This is a genomic window from Campylobacter concisus UNSWCS (assembly GCF_000466685.1).
Taxonomy (GTDB): Bacteria; Campylobacterota; Campylobacteria; order Campylobacterales; family Campylobacteraceae; genus Campylobacter_A; species Campylobacter_A concisus_A.
This window is the reverse complement of sequence record NZ_ANNG01000083.1, coordinates 1-22450: the sequence shown is the minus strand read 5'-3', so window position 1 is coordinate 22450 and position 22450 is coordinate 1. Positions and strand designations below refer to the sequence as shown.

Sequence of the window (22450 nt, the reverse complement as noted above, 5' to 3'; positions counted from 1 at the left end):
ATTTAATAATCAAAAAGCTTAAACAAAAATGCATGCAGTGCTTTAGCACAATTGCATGCCACCTCTAACGTGCGAGGGGATTGGAGGATTTAAAAAGGGGGATAAGGGGACGGCTTCGTAATTCAAGTCCCCTTATCCCCCTTTTGAATAAAGGAGTTTTTAAATTTAAGATCTGTATTGTTAAAAATAGAAAATTATTATTTTGCAAATTTTAAAATTCCACTCACCCCTAAGAATTGACTACTAAAATTTGGCTTCGCTTACAGCTTAGCCCAAATTTTAGAGCCGAAATTACTCGCTCATGAAATTTTAAAATTTGATAGACGCTTACTAAAATACTTAGCAGAATTAGAGATATTTATTATTTTATATATAAATTATATGTATTTTTATATGTAAAATTTTACAAAATTTCAAGTCTTGCGCTGATGTCAGCAACACCTTTTGAGTACATCGCAGAAGTGACTATCGCATCGGCATTTGCATAATCTTTTGCATTTGATAAATTTACGCCGCCAGCTGCTAGTATCATAGTATTTGGTGAAATTTCATCTCTTAAGGTTAGTATGTTTTTGATAAGCTCTGGGCTAAATTTATTACACTGCACGACGTCGCATTTTGCTTTTAAAAGCTTGCCTGCTTCATCCAAATTTTCAGCCTCTACGCAGATCTTTCGCTCGACCATTTTGGCTTTAAATTCTGGCAAATGCGATAGAAATTTATCAAAGCTAGCGTAGGCTTTTATGTGATTTTTAAAGAAAAGAACGCTGTCACTTAGTCCAAGTCTATGCATGCCGCCACCACCTTCAAGCACGGCTTTTACGCAAAATTTCTTTGCAAATGGGAAGCTCTTTCTGGTTGCTAAGACTTCGCATTTTTCATTGACGCTTTTTGCAGCTTTTACCATTTTGTTTGTGTAGGTTGCGATGGCGCTGGCGTACTCTAGTGCGACTTGAGCCAGCTTCCAAGCCTTATGCACATCTTCGTAGCCACCATAAATTTTTATGATCACATCGCCAGCCTTGCAAATTTGAGAGTTTTTAACAAAAATTTCACTCTTGCAGTCAAGTAGCCTTGCTATGCTTGCTGCCACATCTACACAGCTAACGCAAATTTCATCACGCGAGTAAATTTCAAGCGAGGCGTTTTTATCGATATTTTGAAGCGACGTTGTGAGGTCAAAGTAGGGTAGGTCCTCGTTTATGTAGTCTAAAATTTCAGCGTCGCTTAGTCTCATTTTATGCCTTTTTTGAAGCGGTTTTTGCTTTTACGATCATCTTTTTAAAGATGCCGTTATCGTAAAGTCCAGCGTGGTAAAGCGCAAAGCATGTAAATGCGATGCCAGAAACTACGTGAAATTTTTTAACAGATCTATTTTTCATAAAAAGTGCGCTTAGGCAAACAGATGCTAAAGTGACGCTCATGCCGACCTTTGCTACTTGTCTATGAGTGTTTAGATCTAATAGTTTGCCGCTTATCTTTATATCTTTTCCCAAATTTTCTCCTTTAGTTTTTGCTCCAGCAGCTTGTATTTTTGATGCCAAGGCTCTCTGGGTCAAATTCTGGGTTTTTACCAGCTTTTCTTTGCGCTTCGTAGTCTTTTATCGCTAGTATCACCACTTTTGATAATAAGAAAATGGCGATAATGTTTATCGTAGCCATGGCTGCCATCGTGATATCAGCGATGTTCCAAGCGAGCTTTAAGTTCATCTGAGCGCCTATAAATATCATAATCACTGCTGTGATCTTAAATGCTAGCGTTAAATTTTTGCTCTTAGTTAGAAATTTCATATTTGCCTGGGCGTAGTAGTAGTTGCCGATGAGTGAAGTGATGGCAAACAGCACTACTGCAAGGGTCGTAAAGTGTAGCCCAAAGTCGCCAAAATACTCTTTCATCGCTGCTTGAACGAGAGGTAGGGCGGTTAGCACTTCGCCACTTACTCCAGTTTGTTTTGTAAGATATGCCTGAGAAAAAAGCACGATCATACCAGAGGCGATGCATATCGTCATATCGATAAAGACCGCCATTGCCTGAACTAGTCCTTGCTTGACTGGGTGGCTTGTGTGCGCCGCAGCCGCTGCATTTGGCGCTGAACCCATGCCAGCTTCGTTTGAAAAAAGTCCCCTTTTTATGCCTATCACGATCACGCTTCCAGCAAAACCGCCAAAGATCGCTTTAAAATCAAAGGCGCTTTCTATGATCATCTTGATAACGGCTGGAATTTCTTTGAAATTTAAAGCGATCGCGATGATAGCTAGTAAGATGTAAGTAAGCGCCATGAAAGGCACTATATATGAGCTAACTTTGCCGATGATGTGACTTTTGCTAAAAAACATCACAGCCGTAAATGCTGTAAGGATAAGTCCGATGCCAATAGGCAAGCCGCTTTGCGCAAAGGTGATGTTGCTGCCTGCTTGATCGTAGTAAATTTCAAAGGCAGAGGTCATGGTGTAGCTTTGAAGCCCGTTAAAGCCGTATGCATAGGTGATGATGAGGATGATAGCAAACAAAGAGCCAAGCCACTTTATGCCAAGCCCGTTTTTGATGTAGTAAGCTGGACCGCCTTTAAAGCCAAAAACATCTTTGGTCTTATAAATTTGAGCTAGAGTACTCTCAATAAAGGCTGAAGCTGAGCCTAAAAACGCCATCAAACACATCCAAAAAAGTGCTCCAGGGCCACCTGCGACGATGGCCGCTGAAATTCCAGCTATGTTGCCTATGCCAACGCGTGAAGCAGTCGAGATCATCAGCGCTTGAAATGGCGTTAGATGGTGCTTGTTATACTTGTCCTTTTTCTCTACCAGAACTCTGCAAGCTTCAAAGAACATCCTAAACTGCACAAAACGGGTAAGATAGCTAAAGTAAATTCCTGAAGCTACAAGGATGATAACCAAAAAATATCCATATAAAAAGTCGTTGGCTACATCCATTTTGCCGTTTAAAAAGTTTAAGAAATTCTCAAACACCATCTATCCTTTCAAATTTATTTTGACTTGATCTTCACGCCCTTCATTGAGTTGAGCAGAAGCCAGATCGTCGTGCCATTGTGAAGCATAGCAGTTGCTATTGGATTTAGCATGCCAAGCGTTGCGGCACTTAATATGGCTGTATTTACGCCAACGGTTGAGCGGAAATTTGAGCTTATTAGCTTCATTGTCTTATTTGCGAGCTCTTTTGCAAGCGCCACGCTCATAATGTCATCTTTTAAAAGGCTTATATCAGCCGTTGCTTTAGCGATATCTGCACCTTTGTGCATGCTTATGCCAACATTTGCTTTTGTTAAGCTTGGCGCGTCATTTATGCCATCTCCGACAAAGGCGACCTTTTTGCCTTCATTTTTTAGCTCTTCGATGATCGCTGCTTTGTCCGTTGGCAAGCACTCAGCATAGACCCTATCAAGCCCTAGCTCGCGCGCTACCTCTTCAGCCTTGCTCTTGATGTCGCCACTTAGCATAACTATCTCTTTTACGCCAAGATTTCGTAGTTTTGCCACCATATCTTTAGCGTTTGCTCTCATATCATCTTTCATGGCTATGACGCCAACAAGCTCTTTGTCGTATCCCACGTAAAGCAAGGTTAGACCGCTTTGCAAAGCCTTATTTATGAGCGTTTCGTGAGCTTTAAAGCTTATCATCTCGTCATCTTCTAAGAAGTGCCTACTGCCGATGACCACCTCTTTGCCGTGCATCGCAGTTTTTACGCCGTGAGCCACGATAAATTCGACCTCGTCGTGGTGAATGTGGCTAAATCCACGCTTGTTTGCAGCCTCGACTATCGCTTCAGCTACTGGGTGGAAGTAGTGCTCCTCGGCACTTGCTGTTAAATTTAAGATATCAGCCTCTGAAAATCCATCTTTAAAAGAGTAAATTTCAACCACACTTAGGCGTCCGTGAGTTAGAGTGCCGGTTTTGTCAAAGACAAAGGTATCAACCGAGCTTAGAGCCTCGATCGCCTTTGCGCCTTTTATGAGGATGCCGTTTCTGCCAGCCTTTGAGATGCTTGACTTAAACGCAACTGGCGTAGCAAGCTTAAGCGCGCAAGAGTAATCAGCCTGAAGCACGCTAGCAACGCTGTTCATATTTTTATTTATAACATACGAAAGCCCAGCAAGAGAGAGCGTGACTGGCACAAGTTTATCAGCTAGTTTTAGAGCTTTTACGCCGATGGCTGACTTTTCATTGAGCGAGCTTTGGATGTACTTTTTGATCCTTGCGGTTGCGGTGTCGTTACCTACGTTTTCAGCCCAAATTTTGATCCTGCCCTCATCGACAACAGTGCCACTTATGACGCGGTCGCCTCTAGCTTTTGCCACAGGCTCGGCTTCTCCAGTCATTGAGACTTGATTGACATCAGCATTACCCTCGACGATGTAGCCATCAACGCCTATCGTCTCGCCAGCTCCCACGACTACGATGTCGCCTTTTTTTAAATTTTCGGTTTTTACCTTTTCAAGCGTCTTTTCACCGTTTAAATTTCGCTCGACCCATACCTCTTCGATGTTTGGTTTAGCTAGCTCTTTTATTAGATCATCACTTCTGTGGCTAGCACTTTCCTCCATGTATTCGCCGATATTTATCATTAAATTTGTGCTATTTGCAGCCAAATGATCGCCCATAGCAAGGCTAGTGCCAATAGCAGTTGCTTCAAGCACCTTTGAGGTGATGCCATCGTACCTTAGCTCTTTTGCACCTTCTATTAAATTTGGAGCTGTTGCGTAAAGAGTTACGGCTGATTTTAGAGTTTTATTACTCATAAACGGCGTTACACCAAGTGCAGCAGCAGCTTTGTAGATATTTGCTTTGCTAGGCAGGCTCTCATCTTTTGGCTTGGTTGGAAAATCATAGCTTTTTATAAAATCTAAAATTTTCTCATAGCTCTTATCAAACTCGATGACGATACTTTTTGCGTATTTATTTACACGCACGCTTCTTGCATCGGTTCGCTCTGAGATCGCAGCCTCGATAGCGCTGACATCGCTTCTGGCATTTAGGCTCTCGCAAATAAACCTTGCTCTATTTTTGCTCTTATGAGCTAGAGTGACCTTATTTTTGTGAGTCAAGTTCAGCTTTGACATCTTCAAAACGCTCTTTTAGTTCTTCTATGCCAGCGTTTATTAGCTCGCCACCTTTGATGATCGCTTTAAATACGCACTCTTGTGCTTTTGGATTAGTTAGCACATAAGCTGCTATGCCGCCTAAAAGTAGGCCTTTTACAAAGCCAGCTGCGTTAAAATTTTCAGGTACAAATGGTAAATTTTGAGCTGCATTGTTTATTGCATTATCAACTGCACTTGGCTGAGTTGCTGCTGCGTCATTTGCTGCTACTTCGTTTGCGTTTTCTTCATTGATGTAAGGGTTATTCATTATTTACTCTCCAATTTTATTAGTTCTTCAGCTATCAAAAGACCGCCTATGCCAGCTGCAGTAAAAGCTGCTGCGTTTAGATATTTTTTTTGCGCTATCAAATTTGAAGCGTGAATGCCAACAGCACCGACAAAACCGCCAGTTACAGCGTATTTTACTATCTTCTTAGCGACATCTTTTTTAGTTGCTCTGTTGTTTAGATAGTCGTTAAAACCAAGCGCAGCCGCACCCATGCCAGCGATTAAGGCTCCGCTGATGAAGTGATCAAACGGAAGCCTTGTGTTTGAAAGCGTAAAAAGATTATTTTCTTGCATTCTCTATCCTTAAGCTATATCGTTTGGTGTGATAGCTTTTGGAGCTGCTGGCTTTTTAGCGCGTGGTTTTCTTGTTTTTTTAACCACTTTTTCAGCCTCTTTTTCTACTTTTTTAGCGCCACGTTTTGCTTTTTTCTCTTCTTTTACCATGAAGTCTTTTGCGTCTTTTGCGACGTTTTTACCTTTTTTGTAAAGATCTTTTGCAGCCTCTTTGCCTTTGTCTAAGCCATCTTTTGCGCACTCTTTGATCTTATCTCTTTTACTCCAAGCAACTACTGCTAAACCGCCTACTGCTAAACCTGCTAAAAATGGTAATGCCATTTTAAATCCTTTCTTTGTTTGATTTTGTAAATTATTCATCTTCTCCATCCTTATTTAAATTTTTGCTAACTACTGAAATGCCTAATGCCCCAAGCGCAAGCCCGCTAAAAAACGAGAAATTTGGGTTGTTTGTGATCTTTGCCAACTCGTTTTTATCAGCCTTACCACTTGCGATATTTTGCAAGCTTTTAGTTATCTCATTAAAGTCATTTTGATAGCTTTCTAAAATATTTGTTATGCCATTTTGCTCAAAATTTTGTGAAATTTCATTTAAATTTAGCTCATTTTTTGCCACAGCTCCGCTATAAATTTCTTTTAAGCAATGCCTTAAAGAGGCGATGTATTCGTTATTTGAAGTAGCCCAAAGTCTAAAAAATAGATCTTTTAGCTCCTCATCATCTAAGCTTTCACAAAATTTTTCATACATTTTGTTTAGCTCATTTTCATAGTTTAGCGCTTCTATCAGCGCATCTTCTTTATTTTTTGCTGGCAAAAAGATAGCTTCATTTTCACAAACAAGCTCATACTCATGCGCGCTTGCAAATTTTTCTATCAAAATGGTCGCATTTTTTCTCACGCTTGCGATTTGATCAAATACTTCACCAAACGAAGCTAGGCCTTCATATAACCTTAGTGCGTTTTTTTCGCTCGTATAAGAGGCGTTTAAAAGCTCATTAAGCATATTTTACTTCTTTTGCTACTTCATTTACTTTAGCTGAAATTTCTTCTAAATTTTGCCCTTTTAAGAGATCCTCCCAGAGATTTTTAGGGAAAATTTCATGGTCGTATTCGATCGTTACAGAGCCGATTATCTTGTTAAATTTAACATTTTTTATGCCATTTATCTGAGCAATCATATCATCTAAACTAGCTAAATTTACGCTACTGCTTAGCTCTTTGATCTTTGGGCTAACCCTTACTCTTAGTCTGCCATTTGTGTGAGCTATCATCGAAAAATAGCTTGCAACTTGTGCTAAAGTTTGTGTTTTTATATCCATTTTCATCCTTTTATTTTGTCTGCGTATTATCTAACCTGCAACTTAAACAAATCTGAAATTTTTTTGTCTTTCATTATCAAAAAGCAAAATGAAATGATAAATTTAAACCCCATTTTTTGCTTGGCAATCACTGCAAATTCCATAAAGTATCATCTTGTGAGACTCTGCGCTAAATGAACTTTGGATACAAATTTGCTCCTGCCTTTGCTCTATCATTTCATCTTCAAAATCAACCACCTTTCCGCAAATTTCACATATCAAGTGATCATGAGAGGATTTTAAATTTAACTCGTAATTTTTAACACCATTTTGCTCAAAACTATTTGCCAAATGGTGCTCTTCAAGAAAATTTAAAAAGGTATATATAGAAGTCATTGAAATTTCATTTTTGTAAGTTTCATAAATTTTTTGACAAATTTCTTGAGCATTTAGATGTGACTTGCTTGCAAAAAGCACACGCAAAATTTGCTCTTTTATCTCAGAGCCTTTTTGATTAAAAGCTTTTAAAAACTCGTTAAAATGCTTGTAAAATAGTTCAAAGTCTTCCACAAAATCCCTATCAAATTGATAATGAATGTAAAGATTTTACAACTTTTCTACTAAAAAATGCATAAAATTTATTACAAATTCTAAGTAAAGTATTTTATAAGCTTCTTTTGGTATAGTTTCGCATTTTTTAAATCAGAATTAAGGAACGAAATGACTTACGACGAGCTAGAATTAGACGCCGTTTTGTTAGAGGTTTTGGAAAATAGAGGCAGCTTTGACTCGATGGATGACGAAGAGCTTTATGAGCTTATCGAGCAAGTCGCGCAATACACTGACGGCGACTACGAAGAGGCGTTTGAATATATGACTCAATTTTCTCCGATCCCTAAAAAACGCTTTGTATCACTATTTATGGTTTAGCAAAAGGCTAAGCCATAATCTTGCTAATTTATAAACTAAATTTCAAAAATCTTTAAAACGCCAAAAAAGAGCTTGACTCTTCTAAAAGAGCCAAGATATGAGGTTATTATAAGAAGTATTTTGAGATTATCTCTTTAAATTTGATTGTATATTTGCTAGCTTTTGGGCTGTTGTTGTAGATATCTTCAAATTCATACATTCTATCGTAGTAGTCGTTTGTATCTTGCGCATTTATCTTAAGTCTTGCCACATCTAAGCTAACGCCAACAAAAGCTCCACTTGTTTTACCACGCTCCTCGACAAATGCTGAAATTTCAGGCAAATCACTAGCTATCGCCACTTCGTTACCAACGCCGCCAGTCGCTTCTGCTTTTAGACTGATCGTATCTTTTGCGTTAAATAAGCTTGCGTAGGCTTCTGAGTTTTTAAACAAGATGATCATATCAGCCGAGCTATATCCTAGCTGAAGTCCGATGCTGCCAGATGTGTAATTTACAAAAAATGGGCTTGACCACTCGCCATCGTCGTTTTTAGCGATAAATACGCCTTTGCCTTTTGAGCCAGTGATGATCGCACCTGCTTTTGTTGCGTCTGGGATGATGGCGATGGCTTTGATGCCTGTAAATTTGGTATTTGGTTTTAAATTTCTAGTGCCAAAAGCGTTTAAAATGTTTATCGCGTTTTTTAATTTTTGATTTTGGATCACATCAGCGTTTAAATTTAACGCAAAAAATGAGCCGATCAAAAATAGCAAAGTTAGAATTTTTTTCATCAAATTTCCTTATTTAAAATTTTTGTTATTATAGCCTAAAATAAACTATTATTTAAAAATTTATTAATGAAATTTTATGAGATTTCATTATAAAATGCCCATTTTTAAGGAAAAAATATGAGCTTAATACTTTTTGTCGAATACGTCGGTATCGCATCAGCTGCGCTTAGTGGCTTTTTGTTTGCAGTAAAAAGAGAGTGTGACTGGCTGGGCGTCTTTTTGTCTGCATTTTTGACCGCACTTGGAGGCGGTATCGTGCGTGATATGCTCGTTGGCAGGGCAGTTTATTCATTTACTCACTACATGCCAGTAAGCGTCGTCATCTTTATGCTTGTCGCATCTAGGATCACAAATTTACATATAAAAAGAGATGGTTTGGAGAAGAAATTTGTCTTTATCTTTGCCGATGCGATCGACGTTATCTGCTTTTCTATCGTTGGAGCGATGGTTGCCATCGAGTATAGCTATAACATCTTTGGCGTTATGATGATCGCCTTTTTTAACGGTGTTGGCGGTGGTATCTTAAGAGATATCTTGCTAAATGAAGTTCCTTGGTTTTTACGCACCGGACTTTACGGCACGATAAGCCTTGGCGTGGGGCTTGCTTACTTTATCCTCTATCATCTAGGCCTTACCAACATATTTTTTACTATGCTCTTACTAGCTGCTGGCATAACGGTCAGGATGTTTGCATTTTATAGAGGCTGGAAGCTGCCTGATCTATGAAATTTAGCGAGTTTTTTGATATCTGGGTCAATGAAAACTACTATAAATTTGGCGTGGATATCGGCAAAAAGGGCGATTTTTACACAAATGTAAGCGTTGGCTACCTCTTTGGTGTCTGCCTTGCAAACTACTTTTTAAAGCTACTTAAAAATGGCGAAATTTCTAGCTCATGCAAGGTCGTGGAGATCGGCGCAAACTCAGGCGATATGTTGGCTGATTTCGCACAGGGTATTTTTACTCTTGAGCCAGAAATTTTGTCAAATTTAGAGTTTATCATTATCGAACCTCATGAAATTTTACGTAAAAAACAGCTTGAAACCTTTAAAAATCGCTTTGGTGACGAGGTTAGAGTAGGGCACTATGAAAATTTAGACGAGTGTGTGTTTGATGAAATTTTTGTCATCTCAAATGAGCTGTTTGACGCATTTAGCTGCGAGGTGATAGAGGGGGAAAATATGCTTTTTGTGGATAGTGACTTAAAATTTCACTGGCAAAAGGCAGATCAAAATTTGCTAGCTCTTGCAAAGAAATTTGGCATAAAAAGGGGTGAAATTTCAACTAGCTACGCTAAATTTGCGCTTCAGCTTGCAAATGCGGCAAAAAAGGTGAGATTTTTAAGCTTTGACTACGGCGAATTTGAGCCAAAAAATGAATTTAGCCTAAGAGTTTTTAAAGATCATCAAGTTTTTTCTTTGTTTGAAATTTCAAACCTTGAGCCATATTTTAAAAGCTCGGATCTAACTTATAGCCTTTGTTTTAAGCAGGTAAAAGAGGCTTTTTGCGAAGCTGGCTTTTTGATGCTTAAATTTAAAAAACAAAATGATGCCTTAGTTTGCGACTTTGGCGTGGATGAAATTTTATCTTTGGTGCTTGAAAAAGGCAGCAAGCAAGCCTACGAAAATGCCGCAAAACAAGCGAAATTTCTACTCTCGCCCGAGTTTTTGGGCGAGAAGTTTAAATTTATAGAGTTTTTAAAGAGCTAGTCTGGCGATATCAGCGTAACTCGCCTCACAAGCCTTCAAAAGGTCATTTGGTGCTATCTTTATCTGCTTGCCTCTTACTCCAGCGCTTACTAGCACGTACTCTTGCTCTTTTGCTCGCTCGTCGATGAATGTGGAAAAGTGCTTTTTCATAGCAAGTGGCGAGCAGCCGCCTCTGATGTAGCCGGTGATCTTTTCTAGATCTTTTAAATTTATAAGCTCGCAGCGTTTGGCCCCGCACGCATGAGCAAGTGCTTTTAGATCAAGCTCCAGATCGCCTTGCACGCAGGCAACGACAAAATTTTTAGGCTCGCACTGGCAGACGATAGTTTTGTAAATTTGCTTTATATCTTGCTTGGTGCTAGCTGCGACATGAACGGCCGAAAGGTCGTTTAGATCGACTTCGTATTCAAGTATCTCATACTCTATTTTTAGCTTGTCTAAAAGCCTAGCGGCGTTGGTTTTATGTATCATCTTTTTTCATTTTTGTGAATTTTTTGTATAATTATAGCCAAAACTTAAAGGAGGAAAGATGGCTGAAGAAGTTGAAGAGAAAAAAGCAAAAAAAGGTGGCAATGGCGCTTTGATGATAATCATCATCGCGATATTTGTTTTATTGCTAGTTATCGGAGGGCTAGTGGCGTTTTTGATGCTTAGTTCAGACGAGCCAAAAGAGGCAAATATGGCGCAAACACCAGCTCAGACTCAAACTCAACCAGCACCCGCTCAAAACAAAGCAAAACGCGGTGGCAACGACTATTCGAATATGGGACCGATATATCCGCTTGATCAGTTTGTCGTAAATTTACTTAGTGAAAATGGATCAAGATTTCTTAAAACTAAGATCGATTTAGAGCAAAGCGACGAGCTACTAACTGCCGAGCTTGATAAGAAAAAAGCACTTTTAAGAGATATCATCATAAGAACGCTCTCTTCTAAAACATACGAAGAAGTAAGCACTGCAAAGGGCAAAGATAGGCTAAAAGACGAGATCGTCGGCAAGCTAAATGAAGTGCTAAATGATGGCTATATCAAAAACATATTTTTTACTGATTTTGTGGTGCAATGATAGGCATCGATATCGTTAAGATAGATAGAATTTCAAGACTGAAGGCTCGTCACGGCGAGCTTTTTTTAAAGAGATTTTTAAGCGATGATGAGATCGCGCTAGCAAAAAATGATGCGACTTTGGCTGGATTTTGGGCGGCCAAAGAAGCAGCTAGCAAAGCCCTTGGTGTGGGCATTAGCAAAGAGTGTGGCTTTTTAGACATTATGCTCAGCAAAGACGCAAAAAATGCACCAAAAATAAAATTTAGCCCAAGAATTTATACAAATTTTAATATCAAAGAAGCAAGCCTTAGTATAACTCACGACGGCGGATTTGCCGTAGCTGCAGTGATGATCGTGTGAAATTTATCTGTATTTGAAGTTTTTAGAACATAACGTAGATAAAAATCAAAATAATTTTAATAACATAATTTTTTTTAAAAATGAGATGATAAATATAATACATTATTGTTATAAATAAATATAGGTAAGAATAGCTATAGAAATTTTTAACGCTAGTGTTATTAAAAGCGTGCCATGATTTGGAATATAAAAATAAATTTGGTAAAAAATGAAAGTAAAACTAAAATCAAAAATTGGTATTTCATCGCTTGAACTTCGCGAGCTAAGTGCATTTGATAAGCTTAAAAAGGAAACTATTTACGATGTCTTGCTGATGGAGATGCATGAAGGCAAGGTGAAAATTTATCAATAATATACAAAGACTTATAGATATATTTGAAAAAGAAGTTTTAAAATATTGCCTGATATAAAACTAGAATTTGCTTTGGATGAAAATAGACTAATTACTGTAATTATAAAAAGAGGTAAATGATACTATGTTTATTACAACTCGCTTTTTAGAAACATTGAAGAGTTTAAAAGAGAATGTTGGCGACAATATTATATATTGTGGTGATGATTTATACAATAACTTTTTATATATTAAATTTGCACATAAAGATTATGGCGTAGCTTGTTGTGATTATGGGATTAAGCCGCAAATAAGTTTTAACTCAAAACAAAATTTACTTTACATAGGTGCTGGTCAAAATTTTATTTGTTTCGATATAGAAAAGGAAAGTATAGTTTTTAATAGCAAATTATCTTTTTTGTTTTATGAAATTCTTACTGAAAATGAAAGCGAATATGTATTTGTTATATGTGAATGCGGTGTGATATGTTACATCGGCTCTACACAAATATGGGAGGCATATTTTAAAGATATTTTGTGTGATTACAAAATCATAGGAAAGCAGCTGTTTATAAAATGTATGGATGGCTTGGAATATTTTGTAGATTTACAAAGTGGAAAAGTAAGTTGATGCGGCTTTTGCATAAATAGTTATGCTAATTTGATTAAATAGGAAGATGCAATAATGATAAAAAAAGATAATAATTTAGAATTTATACATAGTATTTTGTCTAAATTGTTAAATAACTATGAAGAAAAATTTATAAATTTGAAAATGTCAGATTTTATTAAAAATGAGATGATCAATATGGATCACGGTGAGTATGGAGTTGTGTTGGAGGATTTATGCGTTCAATTATATGAATATGGCATAAAAGTGTCTGACGAGGATTTTGAAATGATAAAAGAAGCAGCAAAGATTATTGGTATAAATAAAGATGTATATGATTTTTTGCGTTTGGTCTAAAATTGTAGCAGCTGTTTGTAATAAAATTACCAGATTATAAAAAGGGTAAAATTTGAAAGTAAGACTAAAAGCAGGTGTTGATAATAGGCTGTGTCCCATTGTAGAATGTTTGGACGAAAAATTTAATGAGTATTTGAGACCAAATGTTTTATATGAAATAGTTCAGATAAATATAAAAGATATGCAAAATGAGTGTAATTGCACATATATGATCATAAGTAATGATAATAAATACGGAGCATATTTTAGCGCTGATTTATTTGAAATAGTGGATGATAAAATAGATAATGACTGGACTATAAGACATAACAATAGTGAAATAATTATGGCACCGAGTGTTATAAACTATCAGAATTTTTGGAACAATTATGTTGATGGTTGTTTAAAAGAAGAGAAAATATACTGTGAGCGATTTAGTCACATTGTGCAAAATCAATTTTCAAAAAAGTGGTTTAGAAAAATCTTTAACGACTATCAAGATCCAAGTATCAAAGCTATAGGAGTAGATACACAAGTAGATGGCTACGTAGTTTGTCCGCATTGCTACAACGCAGAGCAGGCTAGTGCAGAACTAGGCGTCATAAAGTGCGAAAAATGCAAGCAAGAATATAACAATCCACTTGCTAAAATTTGTCCAAGTGGGATAGAAGTGGTTGATGAGTAAATTTAAATATACAATATATTATATTGAGAAAAAGTAGAGGCTTGTGAGATCGTAAAGGTAATAATTGTTAAGTATTGCTAAATATAAATTTTATCATATATCAAGTAGCCACATTATATGGTTTGGTTTTTATTTTAGGGTATTAAAATGATTTTTATTGGTCGGTATAATGATGTTATTAGATGCAATAAATAGGAGTAGTTTTGTGATTTATAATAATTTTTTGACTTTAATGAAAGATTTTGCCAAAGATAAAATAGATGCAAGCACTTATCAAACTCAATTCTTTAAGTTATTGCATAAAGATGACGGTTTTTTTAATAATTATTATGACGTTATGCAAAGTTTATTTTATGATGTGGAAGAATATTGCCCAATTAAAGAACTAAGAAATGCTGGTGAAATTGATGAGATTGCATTAAAAAATAGCACAATAAATGCACTAAATCAAATAAAGCTATAAGTTTAAAACAATCTCTTTGAGTTAGGACGGCTTTGTCCTAAATAACCGCAAAATCGATAAGCAACAACTCCAAGCTAGGATAAAGTGGTAAATTTCGCGTGAGTTCTTTTTGATATTCGCTAAAAAATCTTTTATCTCTTGACACAAAAGTATAAACTATCTCTTTGTGACTTTGTAGATCACTGTCATTTTGCGCAAAAAGCATACCGAAACTATCCCTACATCCACTCAAGCACTTGCGTGATATCTTTGGCGTAAAAGCACTTTAGACCTTGCGTGTCAAGCGGTTTGTTTGGGATGATCGCATTTTTAAATTTCTGCGTTTTTGCCTCTTTTAAGCGCTGATCGAGATTGAAAATTTCTCTTATCTCGCCATTTAGGCTTAGCTCGCCGATGAAGACGCTGTCCTTGCTGATAGGGCGGTTTTTGAAGCTGCTGATGATCGCTGCGATGACGGCTAGATCGGCCGCAGTCTCACTTATCTTAACGCCACCTGAAACGTTTATAAAGACGTCGTAGTGCCCAAGTGGAATTTCAAGCTTTCGCTCAAGTAGGGCTAGCAGCATATCTAGGCGGTTTCTCTCAAAGCCAGTCGAGCTTCGTTTTGGATAGGCACTTTCGCAAACAAGCGCCTGAATTTCGATGCTAAGCGCCCTTGAGCCTTCCATTATGATGGTGATCGCGCTGCCACTCATCGCCCCGCCACGCGTGAAAAATTTGCTTGAGACCTCATTTGCGCTCACCAGTCCGTGCTGGCTCATCTCAAATATGCCAACCTCGCTAGTCGAGCCAAAGCGGTTTTTAAACCCACGCAAAATTCTAAGCTCTCTGCTCGCGTCGCCCTCGAAATAAAGCACCACATCGACCATGTGTTCAAGCACTCTAGGCCCTGCAATTGAGCCCTCTTTGGTTATGTGCCCGATGATGAAAACGCAGATATTTTGGCTCTTTGCAAGCCTCATCAGCTCAAAAGTGATCTCGCGAACCTGCGTGATCGAGCCTGGTGCGGAGGTTATATTTTGGCTATAAAGCGTTTGTATGGAGTCAATGACTAGCACCTTGTAGTCGCTCTTTTGCACCTCTAGCATGATATCTTCTAGGCAAATTTCAGTTAGCAGGTATAAATTTTTATCCACCGCATTTAGCCTGTCAGCTCTCATTTTTATCTGGCTTTGGCTCTCTTCGCCGCTTACATAGAGCGTTTTTTTGCCATCTTTTGCTAAATTTGAGCCAATTTTTAGAAGCAGAGTTGATTTGCCAATTCCCGGACTGCCGCCTATAAGCACAAGCGAGCCCTCGACCACGCCACCACCAAGAACAAGGTCTAGCTCGCTATCTTTGGTGCTAAATCTCGTAAAATTTTGAATTTCGACTTCGTCGATGCTTATGGCTTTGCTAGGTGTGCCACTACTTTTTGCTATCTCTTTGCTTATCTTTATCTCTTGCTGGCTAAGCTCGACAAAGCTATCCCAAGCCCCACATTGTGGGCATTTGCCTAGCCACTTTGCCTGTTGATTACCGCAGGCTTGACACTCAAAAACTGGCTTTGCTTTTGCCATAATATATCCTTTTTAAAATTTCAACTACTATCACTCCAAATCCCGCTCCGATCATGTCAGCTACGATGTCAAGCAGGCTAAAGCTCCTATTTGGTAAAAATGCCTGAACGAGCTCTATCTGCACACCAAAGGCTAAAAGTAGGGCTAAATTTTTTAAAATTTTAAACTCATAACCAAGGTAGAGCAGGATATAAAGGACGAAAAAAGCTAAAAAATGGTTTGCTTTGTCCCACGAATTTTCGATGATAGCGGGACTTTTTGGAGTAAATGCAAGAATATCAATCGCCAAAAGAGCAGCGAAAAAGCAAATTTTACTAAGAAATTTGACCCTACTCAAAAATGGCGTCCATCAGCTCGTCTAAAAACTCGTCTGGATTAAATTTGATGATATCGTCCATGCTCTCGCCAACGCCTATATAAAATATAGGTAGCTCAAGCTCCCTTGCCACGCCAAATAGCGCTCCGCCCTTTGCAGTGCCGTCAAGCTTTGTGATGATGACGCCATCAAGCGAGACGATCTCGTTAAACGCCTTTGCCTGTGCGACGCCAGCGTTGCCCTGCGTGCCATCAAGGATGAGAATTTTACGGTGAGGCGCCTTTTCGTAGGCCTTTTTGCTGATACGAACGATCTTATCAAGCTCGTTGGCTAAATTTGTCTGGTTTTGAAGCCTGCCAGCTGTGTCTAATATGACGCGGTCGATCCCTTTTGCAAGGGCTGAGCTGATCGTGTCATAGGCCACGGCTGAAGGATCGTGGCCTTGCTGGGTGGCGACTATTGGCACATTTAGTCTAAGTGACCACTGGCGCAGCTGTTCGATCGCCCCAGCTCTAAATGTATCACAAGCGCCCAAAATGACGCTTTTGCCGTTATTTTTATATAAATTTGCCAGCTTTGCGATGGTTGTCGTCTTGCCAGCGCCATTTACGCCGAGGATAAGATCGACAAATGGCTTATCAGGCTCGATCACGCGCTCATTTTCGTAGATAAAATAGCTACTCATAACGCGTCTAAGATCAGCTCTGCTCACTTCATCTTGTGGCGGCAAGTAGTATAAAATCTCCTCCACGATCTCGTAAGCCACGTCAGCCTCTAGTAAAATTTCTTCTAAGCTCTCTTTGTCGATCTTTTTTGACTTTTTAGCCGAGCTTATCGCTCCAAAGGTCTTTTCAAAGCCTCTTTTCAAAAACTCAAGCATTATTTTATGGCCCTATTTATGTCAGTTTCAAGCATCTCTTCAGGCACAAGACCGATGTAGCCTTGAGCGTAGTCGCCATTTGCTTTAAAAAGTGCAGATGCAGGGAGTCCTTTGATGCCGCCCATCGCCTTTTCAAATAAGAAATTTCCCTCGCCAACTGCGATGTCGTATTTGATCTTATATTTTTGAGCAAATTCTTTAACTTCGTCCTCGCTCTTATCTTCAAGCAAGACAGCAACGATGTTTAGCTCGTTTTTAAATTTCTCACTTAGGTTGTTTAAAGATGGGATCTCAGCCTTGCAAGGTGGGCACCAAGTGGCGAAAAATACGTAAAGTGTCGCTTTTTTGCCATCTTTTACGTCAAAGCCGTTGCTTCTTTTTGTGATCTGCATAGTTGTGCCGTTAAGTAGTTTTAGGCTTATATCTTTTACTTCGTCACTTTGTGTGCTCTCGCTTATCTTTGGTGTGAGCGTATCTTTGCTTAAATTTTCATCTTTGCTGGCATTTTCTTCTAAATTTTTACTTTGCACAGCTGGTTCGCTACTGTTTTGCTCGCTCTTTTGGCTTTTGTCGTCGCCGCATCCGAAAAATGCAAAAAGACAAAGTGATGTTATAATTGCGCGTTTTAGTGTCATAAATTTCCTTTTGAAAAATGTTTCAGGATTATACAAGAAAGAGCATAAAATGAGCGTTAATTTAGAAAAAAACGAATTTAGAAAAAATGCAAGAGCAAATTTGATAAAGCTTGCTAAATTTAGAGCAAAATGCACGCATTATAAGGCGGTAAAAACGCTTTTAAATTTGATAAATTATACAAATTCTAAAAAGGTGCTCTTTTATCTGCCGCTTAACTACGAAGTCGATGTGCTTAAAATAAGACGAAATTTATCACATAAATGTGAAATTTTTGCCCCTTTTATGGTAGGTCTTAGCTTAGAGATGGTAAGATTACGACTGCCATTTCTAACTTATAAATTTAATGTCAGACAGCCATCTGGCAAAAAAATTAATAATGTTAAACTCGATATGGCGGTAGTTCCAGCGATTGGGGTTGATGGAGCTATGGCAAGGATAGGGCACGGAAAAGGATTTTACGATAGATTTTTTGACACTTTGCCCGTTAAGCCGAAACTGATAGTTTTCTTAGAGGTAAAAGACTTCTACACCAAAGATGTGCTCTCGCAGGCGCACGATGCGGTAGCAGACTTTTATATAACCCCAAGCAAAAATTATATAAAAAGAGGAATAAATGATAGAGGTTTTAATAGGCTTAGGAGCCGGTGTGGTGGGCGTTGGAGTAGGGTATCTCTACGCCAAAAAGATAAATGATGCAAACTACAATATATTCTTAGAACAAGCAAAAGCAAAGGCAAAAGCTATTGAGTATGAAGCTGAGCTAACGCTTAAAAATTCTAAAATTTCAGTGCAAGAGGCTGAATTTGAGGCTAAAAAAAGATATGACGACAAGACAACAAAGCTTCAAAAAGAGTATGCAAGTAAATTTGATGAGCTAACCAAAAAAGAGAAAATTTTGCTAAATGAGCAAGAGCTTTTAAATGAGAGCAAAGAGCTTTTTGAAAAAGATAAGCAAGATGCAAAGGTCACTTACGAAGAGGGTTTAAATTTAAAAGCGACTTATCAAAACAAAGTAGAAGAGGCGATAAGAGTGCTTGAGCACGCTGCTGGCTTAACGGAAGAAGAGGCAAAAGAGGTCGTGCTTAAAAAGGTCGAAGAGAAGTCACGCGCCGACATCGCTCACATCGTTAGAAAGTACGAAGAAGAGGCAAAAAGAGAGGCTAAAAAGAGGGTTAATTACATCTTGGCGCAGGCTACGTCAAGATTTGCTGGAGAATTTGCGGCTGAACGTCTGATAAATGTCGTAAATATCAAAAACGATGAGCTAAAAGGTAGGATCATCGGCAAAGAGGGACGTAACATCAAAACCCTTGAAATGGTGCTTGGCGTTGATATCATCATCGATGATACCCCACACGCTATCATCTTAAGCAGCTTTAACCTTTACAGACGTGCGATTGCAACAAGAGTGATCGAGCTTTTGGTGGAGGACGGCAGAATTCAGCCAGCAAGGATAGAAGATCTTCATAAAAAAGTGACTGAAGAATTTGAACAAAGCATACAAGAAGAGGGCGAAAACATCGTCATGGATCTTGGTCTAAATAAAATTCATCCAGAGATAGTAAAACTAATAGGCAAGCTTAAATTTAGAGCAAGCTACGGTCAAAATGCCCTTGCGCACAGCCTTGAAGTGGCTCACCTTGCTGGCATCATCGCAGCTGAGTGTGGCGGAGATGAGAAGCTAGCAAAAAGAGCTGGCATACTTCACGACATCGGCAAAGCGCTAACTCACGAGTACGAGGGTAGCCATGTCGATCTTGGAGCTGAAATTTGCAAACGCTATAAAGAACATCCAGTCGTCATCAATGCTATCTATGCTCACCATGGCCACGAAGAGGCTACAAGTATAGAAAGTGCTGCTGTTTGCGCAGCTGACGCACTAAGCGCAGCTCGTCCAGGAGCTAGACGTGAGGTGCTTGAGAGCTTCTTAAAACGTGTCGAAGAGATCGAAAACATCGCAAAAAGCAAAGAGGGCATCAAGCAAGCTTATGCGATCAACGCTGGCCGTGAGATTCGTGTCATCGCAAATGCTAAACTTATAAATGACGATGAGGCGGTGCTTGTAGCAAAAGAGATAGCTCAAGAGATCGAGAGTAAGGTGCAGTATCCTGGTGAGATAAAAGTAAGTGTCATCAGAGAGACTCGCGCTGTTGATTTTGCGAAATAACGGCAAGATATGAAATTTCTTTTATCATTAATAATGCTTTTCTCGCTTGGCTTTGCTGGCGAGGAGCTCGTGCTAGACTCGGCAAATTCGTTTATAACGACGATGAGAGGTGCTAGAAATGCTCCTATAAAAGAGCTCATCGAGCAGTCAAAAGCGACGATCATCTTTCCAAGTGTAAAAAAAGTCGGTTTTGTGGTCGGTGGCATGGGCGGAGATGGCATCATGGTCGTTGGCAACATCAACTCGCCAAGTGAAATTTTGCCAGTTAGTATAAGTGGCGGCAGCATCGGCATACAGCTTGGCTATGAAGATAGCTCGCTTGTGCTATTTATATTTAAAGATAGCATCATCTACGACATAAAAGACGCCAAGATCACGCTTGATACGAAGCTTTCAGTGGCATTTGGCGATATTGGACGCAATTATAATAAAGTAAGCGACTTTAAATTTTCAAGCGACATCTACGCGTATGCTGCAAATGATGGATTTTTCGCTGGAGCTAGCTTTGGCGGAGCAGTGATTAGCGCAAAGGATGAAATTTTAAAACAAAGTGGCTACGCATACGAGCAACTAATATCTTCAGCTTCTAAACTTTTGGGGCAATGATGCAAGATATTATAAACTCAATCTCAACTTACGGCTACATCGTGCTATTTTTTTACAGCCTTGGTGGTGGCATGGTCGCGCTTATCGCCGCTGGGATATTAAGCTTTGCTGGTAAAATGGACATCTCTCTTAGCATAATCGTCGCTGCCGTGGCAAATACGATCGGCGATACTTTGATCTTTTACGTCGCAAGGTTTAATAAAAGCTCACTTATGCCTTATGTAAAAAATCACAAAAGAAAGCTTGCCTACGCTGGAATTTTGGCAAAGAAGCACGGCGATAAGATAATATTTATCAAAAAATTTATCTACGGCGTCAAAACTTTGGTGCCTATCGCACTTGGGCTTACAAAATACTCTTTTTATAAATTTAGTGTTATAAATTTGATCTCTTCAGTGCTTTGGGCGGTGATCGTAGGTCTTGCTAGCTATAAAACAGGGGATTATTTTATGAGTGTGAGCAATTATCTTGGCGAGCATGGCTATATCATGCCACTTGCCATGGTTGGCTTGTTATTAGGTATCTGGTTATTTTTACAACACATTACAAAAAGGAGAAAAGCATGAAAAAGGTGATATCTGCTCTAATCGTAGTTATCGTGATCGTTGCAGGCGCTGTTTATTTCGCCTCAAACAAGGTCGAGGAGAACTATCAAAGGATAGTTGATAGACTAAATGATGTGAATGGCTTTAAAGTTTCAGAAAATAGCTATCAAAAAGGCTTTTTTGGCTCAAAAGGATCGTTTGATCTTATCGTTTCAAAGGATCTTTTGAAAAATTTAGCCGGCAAAGATGTAGATGAGGATCTAAATTTTAAGGTAGAAAATGAAATTTCTCACTCAGTGCTTGCATTTGTAAATGGCTTTGATATCGACTCAAAAATTTCTATACAAAATGAGGCTATAAAAAATATCGTAGCTTCATTTCTTGGATCAAACGTCGTCGCAACGGCAAAAACAAAGGCTAGCGTGAGTGGTGATAAAGATGTAAATGTTAAATTTAGTGATATCGACTTTAGCGACAAGCAAACTATGAACGTTCATACAAAGGATGTGAAATTTGGCTTGAAACTGGACGCAAAAGATAATGTAAATAGCGCAAACTTGGGTCTTGAGAAAGTTTCATTAAAAGATCTTAATGAAGAAAATAAAGCAGAAGTTAATCTTGAAGGCGTCGATATAGATACAAGCTACACTGTGCCAGTTGAAATTTCAAAGATATTTGAGAGCAAACTAGCCCCTTACATAGCAAAAGCTAAGATTAAAAAACTAGCATTATTAGATGAAAAGGATGGCAATGTTGCTTTAGATGATCTTGAGTATAGCTCGAAATTTGAAGTCTCAAATGATCTTGGTAGCTCAAATGATGTAGTGAAGATAGGTGCAGTTGCTGTTAATAAAGTGAAATTTACAGATTTTATCTTAGATAGCAAGATAGCAAATATCAACGTGCCAACTATAAATAATATACTTGATAGACTAAGTAATGTAAATGTTGATACAAATGAGAGCATCTTTGCTGGGTTAAATTTGGACGAAGTAATGGGTCAAATTTTAGAGAAAAATCCAAGCGTGAAAGTGGATACATTAAGCTTTAAAAATGGCAATAATGCGATAAATTTAAAACTAGATGCTGCTATCAATGGCTTTAAAAGCGGAGAAAGTCAGCTTGCGATCTTTGATAAGCTATCACTTAATGGTGAGCTAAGCGTGGATGAGACTTTGGCTAAATTTTTTGATACGCTCTTCCCTGAAATGACTCTTATCGAGCCAACACTTATATCTGCTGGATATTTAAAAGAAGATGGCAAAAAAGTAGTAAGTAAATTTAAGTACGATCCAAATAAAAAAGATATTATTTTTAATGAAAAGGTTGGACTTCAAAATTTATTTATGGGCTTTTAAAAAATAGCCTAATTTTTATCTACTTTTAAGCATCACTTCTATATACTTCACTTTCTGTTTTGCAGAACGCAGAGCAGAAAGTTCTTTTAACTTACAATTGTTAAACTATTAGTCAATCTTTGAAATCTAAACAAGTGATCGATTGAGCCAGTCTATTATGATTA

Annotated in this window: 31 protein-coding genes; 15 read left to right on the top strand and 16 right to left on the bottom strand. The window is 38.4% G+C overall.

The genetic code is table 11. The features are described 5' to 3' along the window. Positions 1-403: 403 nt before the first annotated feature. From modD to UNSWCS_RS10600, 10 genes are all read right to left on the bottom strand, one after another. Positions 404-1237, bottom strand: a complete 834-nt coding sequence (gene modD / locus UNSWCS_RS10645; RefSeq protein ID WP_021088485.1) for a ModD protein — start codon at positions 1235-1237, stop codon at positions 404-406. A gap of 1 nt (position 1238) precedes the next feature. Further along, positions 1239-1496, bottom strand: coding sequence for a hypothetical protein (locus tag UNSWCS_RS10640; RefSeq protein WP_021088499.1), 258 nt, complete (start codon positions 1494-1496; stop codon positions 1239-1241). Positions 1497-1506: 10 nt separating this feature from the next. Further along, on the bottom strand, positions 1507-2970 hold the full coding sequence (locus UNSWCS_RS10635; RefSeq protein ID WP_035144031.1) for an alanine/glycine:cation symporter family protein: 1464 nt from the start codon (positions 2968-2970) through the stop codon (positions 1507-1509). Between the two features lie 14 nt (positions 2971-2984). Next, on the bottom strand, positions 2985-5075 hold the full coding sequence (locus UNSWCS_RS10630) for a heavy metal translocating P-type ATPase (RefSeq protein ID WP_414531023.1): 2091 nt from the start codon (positions 5073-5075) through the stop codon (positions 2985-2987). After that, on the bottom strand, positions 5044-5364 hold the full coding sequence (locus tag UNSWCS_RS10625; protein WP_012001864.1) for a hypothetical protein: 321 nt from the start codon (positions 5362-5364) through the stop codon (positions 5044-5046). The genes UNSWCS_RS10630 and UNSWCS_RS10625 overlap by 32 nt, the downstream gene beginning before the upstream one ends. Continuing rightward, positions 5364-5678, bottom strand: coding sequence for a hypothetical protein (locus UNSWCS_RS10620; protein ID WP_012001863.1), 315 nt, complete (start codon positions 5676-5678; stop codon positions 5364-5366). The genes UNSWCS_RS10625 and UNSWCS_RS10620 overlap by 1 nt, the downstream gene beginning before the upstream one ends. 9 nt (positions 5679-5687) lie before the next feature. Beyond that, entirely contained in the window at positions 5688-5999 is a 312-nt protein-coding gene (locus tag UNSWCS_RS10615; RefSeq protein ID WP_035142665.1) for a hypothetical protein, read from the bottom strand. A 31-nt stretch (positions 6000-6030) separates the two neighbouring features. After that, complete coding sequence (locus UNSWCS_RS10610) at positions 6031-6681, bottom strand: ferritin-like domain-containing protein (protein ID WP_021088491.1); 651 nt, start codon at positions 6679-6681, stop codon at positions 6031-6033. Continuing rightward, on the bottom strand, positions 6674-6997 hold the full coding sequence (locus tag UNSWCS_RS10605) for an HMA2 domain-containing protein (protein ID WP_021088492.1): 324 nt from the start codon (positions 6995-6997) through the stop codon (positions 6674-6676). The genes UNSWCS_RS10610 and UNSWCS_RS10605 overlap by 8 nt, the downstream gene beginning before the upstream one ends. Positions 6998-7099: 102 nt before the next feature. Then, positions 7100-7546 (bottom strand): transcriptional repressor, encoded by a 447-nt coding sequence (locus tag UNSWCS_RS10600; protein WP_021088498.1) that lies wholly within the window; start codon positions 7544-7546, stop codon positions 7100-7102. A 150-nt stretch (positions 7547-7696) separates the two neighbouring features. On the opposite strand from UNSWCS_RS10600, the gene UNSWCS_RS10595 reads away from it, so the two are divergent. After that, positions 7697-7906 (top strand): hypothetical protein, encoded by a 210-nt coding sequence (locus UNSWCS_RS10595; RefSeq protein ID WP_002942234.1) that lies wholly within the window; start codon positions 7697-7699, stop codon positions 7904-7906. Between the two features lie 106 nt (positions 7907-8012). Here UNSWCS_RS10595 and UNSWCS_RS10590 read toward each other — a convergent pair whose 3' ends face one another. Continuing rightward, complete coding sequence (locus UNSWCS_RS10590; protein WP_021088493.1) at positions 8013-8678, bottom strand: lipid-binding SYLF domain-containing protein; 666 nt, start codon at positions 8676-8678, stop codon at positions 8013-8015. A gap of 117 nt (positions 8679-8795) precedes the next feature. On the opposite strand from UNSWCS_RS10590, the gene UNSWCS_RS10585 reads away from it, so the two are divergent. Both UNSWCS_RS10585 and UNSWCS_RS10580 read left to right on the top strand, forming a co-directional pair. After that, the gene (locus UNSWCS_RS10585; RefSeq protein ID WP_021088495.1) at positions 8796-9404 is read left to right on the top strand and encodes a trimeric intracellular cation channel family protein; all 609 of its coding nucleotides are present in this window, start codon (positions 8796-8798) and stop codon (positions 9402-9404) included. Next, a complete protein-coding gene (locus tag UNSWCS_RS10580; RefSeq protein ID WP_021088487.1) occupies positions 9401-10387 on the top strand; it encodes an SAM-dependent methyltransferase in 987 nt (328 codons plus the stop codon). The genes UNSWCS_RS10585 and UNSWCS_RS10580 overlap by 4 nt, the downstream gene beginning before the upstream one ends. Here UNSWCS_RS10580 and ybaK read toward each other — a convergent pair. Beyond that, positions 10376-10858 carry a Cys-tRNA(Pro) deacylase gene (gene ybaK, locus UNSWCS_RS10575; protein WP_021088500.1) on the bottom strand — a complete coding sequence of 161 codons (483 nt, stop codon included), beginning with the start codon at positions 10856-10858 and terminating at the stop codon, positions 10376-10378. The genes UNSWCS_RS10580 and ybaK overlap by 12 nt on opposite strands. 58 nt (positions 10859-10916) lie before the next feature. Here ybaK and fliL point away from each other — a divergent pair, with 58 nt between their 5' ends. The 7 genes from fliL to UNSWCS_RS10545 all read left to right on the top strand — a co-directional run bounded on the left by fliL (position 10917) and on the right by UNSWCS_RS10545 (position 14219). Beyond that, positions 10917-11453 carry a flagellar basal body-associated protein FliL gene (gene fliL, locus UNSWCS_RS10570; protein ID WP_002942267.1) on the top strand — a complete coding sequence of 179 codons (537 nt, stop codon included), beginning with the start codon at positions 10917-10919 and terminating at the stop codon, positions 11451-11453. Beyond that, positions 11450-11794 (top strand): holo-ACP synthase, encoded by a 345-nt coding sequence (acpS, locus tag UNSWCS_RS10565; RefSeq protein WP_021088503.1) that lies wholly within the window; start codon positions 11450-11452, stop codon positions 11792-11794. Before fliL ends, acpS begins: the two co-directional genes overlap by 4 nt. 208 nt (positions 11795-12002) lie before the next feature. Next, a complete protein-coding gene (locus tag UNSWCS_RS11910; protein WP_021088497.1) occupies positions 12003-12146 on the top strand; it encodes a hypothetical protein in 144 nt (47 codons plus the stop codon). A 154-nt stretch (positions 12147-12300) separates the two neighbouring features. Further along, positions 12301-12756, top strand: coding sequence for a hypothetical protein (locus UNSWCS_RS10560; RefSeq protein WP_162142152.1), 456 nt, complete (start codon positions 12301-12303; stop codon positions 12754-12756). 54 nt (positions 12757-12810) lie between these two features. After that, positions 12811-13092 (top strand): hypothetical protein, encoded by a 282-nt coding sequence (locus tag UNSWCS_RS10555; RefSeq protein WP_035144028.1) that lies wholly within the window; start codon positions 12811-12813, stop codon positions 13090-13092. A gap of 52 nt (positions 13093-13144) precedes the next feature. Next, the gene (locus UNSWCS_RS10550) at positions 13145-13756 is read left to right on the top strand and encodes a hypothetical protein (RefSeq protein WP_021088496.1); all 612 of its coding nucleotides are present in this window, start codon (positions 13145-13147) and stop codon (positions 13754-13756) included. A 232-nt stretch (positions 13757-13988) separates the two neighbouring features. Then, positions 13989-14219, top strand: coding sequence for a colicin immunity domain-containing protein (locus UNSWCS_RS10545; RefSeq protein WP_035144027.1), 231 nt, complete (start codon positions 13989-13991; stop codon positions 14217-14219). A gap of 218 nt (positions 14220-14437) precedes the next feature. On the opposite strand, the gene radA is transcribed toward UNSWCS_RS10545, so the two are convergent. From radA to UNSWCS_RS10525, 4 genes are read right to left on the bottom strand one after another with little or no spacing between them, the layout of a single operon-like run. Beyond that, complete coding sequence (gene radA, locus UNSWCS_RS10540; protein ID WP_021088483.1) at positions 14438-15778, bottom strand: DNA repair protein RadA; 1341 nt, start codon at positions 15776-15778, stop codon at positions 14438-14440. Further along, positions 15753-16115 carry a VanZ family protein gene (locus UNSWCS_RS10535; protein WP_021088501.1) on the bottom strand — a complete coding sequence of 121 codons (363 nt, stop codon included), beginning with the start codon at positions 16113-16115 and terminating at the stop codon, positions 15753-15755. Before UNSWCS_RS10535 ends, radA begins: the two co-directional genes overlap by 26 nt. Beyond that, positions 16108-16974: a signal recognition particle-docking protein FtsY gene (ftsY, locus tag UNSWCS_RS10530; protein ID WP_021088489.1), complete on the bottom strand. Its 867-nt coding sequence runs from the start codon at positions 16972-16974 to the stop codon at positions 16108-16110. The genes UNSWCS_RS10535 and ftsY overlap by 8 nt, the downstream gene beginning before the upstream one ends. Continuing rightward, positions 16974-17609 carry a TlpA family protein disulfide reductase gene (locus UNSWCS_RS10525; RefSeq protein ID WP_021088481.1) on the bottom strand — a complete coding sequence of 212 codons (636 nt, stop codon included), beginning with the start codon at positions 17607-17609 and terminating at the stop codon, positions 16974-16976. The genes ftsY and UNSWCS_RS10525 overlap by 1 nt, the downstream gene beginning before the upstream one ends. Positions 17610-17658: 49 nt before the next feature. On the opposite strand from UNSWCS_RS10525, the gene UNSWCS_RS10520 reads away from it, so the two are divergent. Genes UNSWCS_RS10520 through UNSWCS_RS10500 form a run of 5 tightly spaced genes read left to right on the top strand, consistent with a single transcriptional unit; the run spans position 17659 to position 22286 of the window. Then, entirely contained in the window at positions 17659-18303 is a 645-nt protein-coding gene (locus UNSWCS_RS10520; protein ID WP_021088490.1) for a 5-formyltetrahydrofolate cyclo-ligase, read from the top strand. Further along, entirely contained in the window at positions 18224-19777 is a 1554-nt protein-coding gene (gene rny / locus UNSWCS_RS10515) for a ribonuclease Y (protein ID WP_035144026.1), read from the top strand. Before UNSWCS_RS10520 ends, rny begins: the two co-directional genes overlap by 80 nt. A 9-nt stretch (positions 19778-19786) precedes the next feature. Then, complete coding sequence (locus tag UNSWCS_RS10510; protein WP_021088494.1) at positions 19787-20383, top strand: lipid-binding SYLF domain-containing protein; 597 nt, start codon at positions 19787-19789, stop codon at positions 20381-20383. After that, the gene (locus UNSWCS_RS10505) at positions 20383-20949 is read left to right on the top strand and encodes a DedA family protein (RefSeq protein WP_021088480.1); all 567 of its coding nucleotides are present in this window, start codon (positions 20383-20385) and stop codon (positions 20947-20949) included. The genes UNSWCS_RS10510 and UNSWCS_RS10505 overlap by 1 nt, the downstream gene beginning before the upstream one ends. Then, positions 20946-22286 carry a DUF945 family protein gene (locus UNSWCS_RS10500; RefSeq protein ID WP_021088504.1) on the top strand — a complete coding sequence of 447 codons (1341 nt, stop codon included), beginning with the start codon at positions 20946-20948 and terminating at the stop codon, positions 22284-22286. The genes UNSWCS_RS10505 and UNSWCS_RS10500 overlap by 4 nt, the downstream gene beginning before the upstream one ends. Positions 22287-22450 lie beyond the last annotated feature (164 nt).

What these genes read in the sequence shown, in the direction of transcription:
- rny (WP_035144026.1), top strand. Translation starts at nt 18,224, where the DNA reads ATGATAGAGGTTTTAATAGGCTTAGGAGCCGGTGTGGTGGGCGTTGGA.
- radA (WP_021088483.1), bottom strand. Translation starts at nt 15,778, where the DNA reads ATGGCAAAAGCAAAGCCAGTTTTTGAGTGTCAAGCCTGCGGTAATCAA.
- UNSWCS_RS10510 (WP_021088494.1), top strand. Translation starts at nt 19,787, where the DNA reads ATGAAATTTCTTTTATCATTAATAATGCTTTTCTCGCTTGGCTTTGCT.
- UNSWCS_RS10615 (WP_035142665.1), bottom strand. Translation starts at nt 5,999, where the DNA reads ATGGCATTACCATTTTTAGCAGGTTTAGCAGTAGGCGGTTTAGCAGTA.
- UNSWCS_RS10525 (WP_021088481.1), bottom strand. Translation starts at nt 17,609, where the DNA reads ATGACACTAAAACGCGCAATTATAACATCACTTTGTCTTTTTGCATTT.
- UNSWCS_RS10580 (WP_021088487.1), top strand. Translation starts at nt 9,401, where the DNA reads ATGAAATTTAGCGAGTTTTTTGATATCTGGGTCAATGAAAACTACTAT.
- UNSWCS_RS10625 (WP_012001864.1), bottom strand. Translation starts at nt 5,364, where the DNA reads ATGAATAACCCTTACATCAATGAAGAAAACGCAAACGAAGTAGCAGCA.
- UNSWCS_RS10595 (WP_002942234.1), top strand. Translation starts at nt 7,697, where the DNA reads ATGACTTACGACGAGCTAGAATTAGACGCCGTTTTGTTAGAGGTTTTG.
- UNSWCS_RS10500 (WP_021088504.1), top strand. Translation starts at nt 20,946, where the DNA reads ATGAAAAAGGTGATATCTGCTCTAATCGTAGTTATCGTGATCGTTGCA.
- UNSWCS_RS10630 (WP_414531023.1), bottom strand. Translation starts at nt 5,075, where the DNA reads ATGTCAAAGCTGAACTTGACTCACAAAAATAAGGTCACTCTAGCTCAT.
- UNSWCS_RS10605 (WP_021088492.1), bottom strand. Translation starts at nt 6,997, where the DNA reads ATGGATATAAAAACACAAACTTTAGCACAAGTTGCAAGCTATTTTTCG.
- UNSWCS_RS11910 (WP_021088497.1), top strand. Translation starts at nt 12,003, where the DNA reads ATGAAAGTAAAACTAAAATCAAAAATTGGTATTTCATCGCTTGAACTT.
- ybaK (WP_021088500.1), bottom strand. Translation starts at nt 10,858, where the DNA reads ATGATACATAAAACCAACGCCGCTAGGCTTTTAGACAAGCTAAAAATA.
- UNSWCS_RS10505 (WP_021088480.1), top strand. Translation starts at nt 20,383, where the DNA reads ATGCAAGATATTATAAACTCAATCTCAACTTACGGCTACATCGTGCTA.
- UNSWCS_RS10585 (WP_021088495.1), top strand. Translation starts at nt 8,796, where the DNA reads ATGAGCTTAATACTTTTTGTCGAATACGTCGGTATCGCATCAGCTGCG.
- UNSWCS_RS10590 (WP_021088493.1), bottom strand. Translation starts at nt 8,678, where the DNA reads ATGAAAAAAATTCTAACTTTGCTATTTTTGATCGGCTCATTTTTTGCG.
- UNSWCS_RS10620 (WP_012001863.1), bottom strand. Translation starts at nt 5,678, where the DNA reads ATGCAAGAAAATAATCTTTTTACGCTTTCAAACACAAGGCTTCCGTTT.
- UNSWCS_RS10545 (WP_035144027.1), top strand. Translation starts at nt 13,989, where the DNA reads ATGAAAGATTTTGCCAAAGATAAAATAGATGCAAGCACTTATCAAACT.
- acpS (WP_021088503.1), top strand. Translation starts at nt 11,450, where the DNA reads ATGATAGGCATCGATATCGTTAAGATAGATAGAATTTCAAGACTGAAG.
- modD (WP_021088485.1), bottom strand. Translation starts at nt 1,237, where the DNA reads ATGAGACTAAGCGACGCTGAAATTTTAGACTACATAAACGAGGACCTA.
- UNSWCS_RS10520 (WP_021088490.1), top strand. Translation starts at nt 17,659, where the DNA reads ATGAGCGTTAATTTAGAAAAAAACGAATTTAGAAAAAATGCAAGAGCA.
- fliL (WP_002942267.1), top strand. Translation starts at nt 10,917, where the DNA reads ATGGCTGAAGAAGTTGAAGAGAAAAAAGCAAAAAAAGGTGGCAATGGC.
- UNSWCS_RS10555 (WP_035144028.1), top strand. Translation starts at nt 12,811, where the DNA reads ATGATAAAAAAAGATAATAATTTAGAATTTATACATAGTATTTTGTCT.
- UNSWCS_RS10635 (WP_035144031.1), bottom strand. Translation starts at nt 2,970, where the DNA reads ATGGTGTTTGAGAATTTCTTAAACTTTTTAAACGGCAAAATGGATGTA.
- UNSWCS_RS10610 (WP_021088491.1), bottom strand. Translation starts at nt 6,681, where the DNA reads ATGCTTAATGAGCTTTTAAACGCCTCTTATACGAGCGAAAAAAACGCA.
- ftsY (WP_021088489.1), bottom strand. Translation starts at nt 16,974, where the DNA reads ATGCTTGAGTTTTTGAAAAGAGGCTTTGAAAAGACCTTTGGAGCGATA.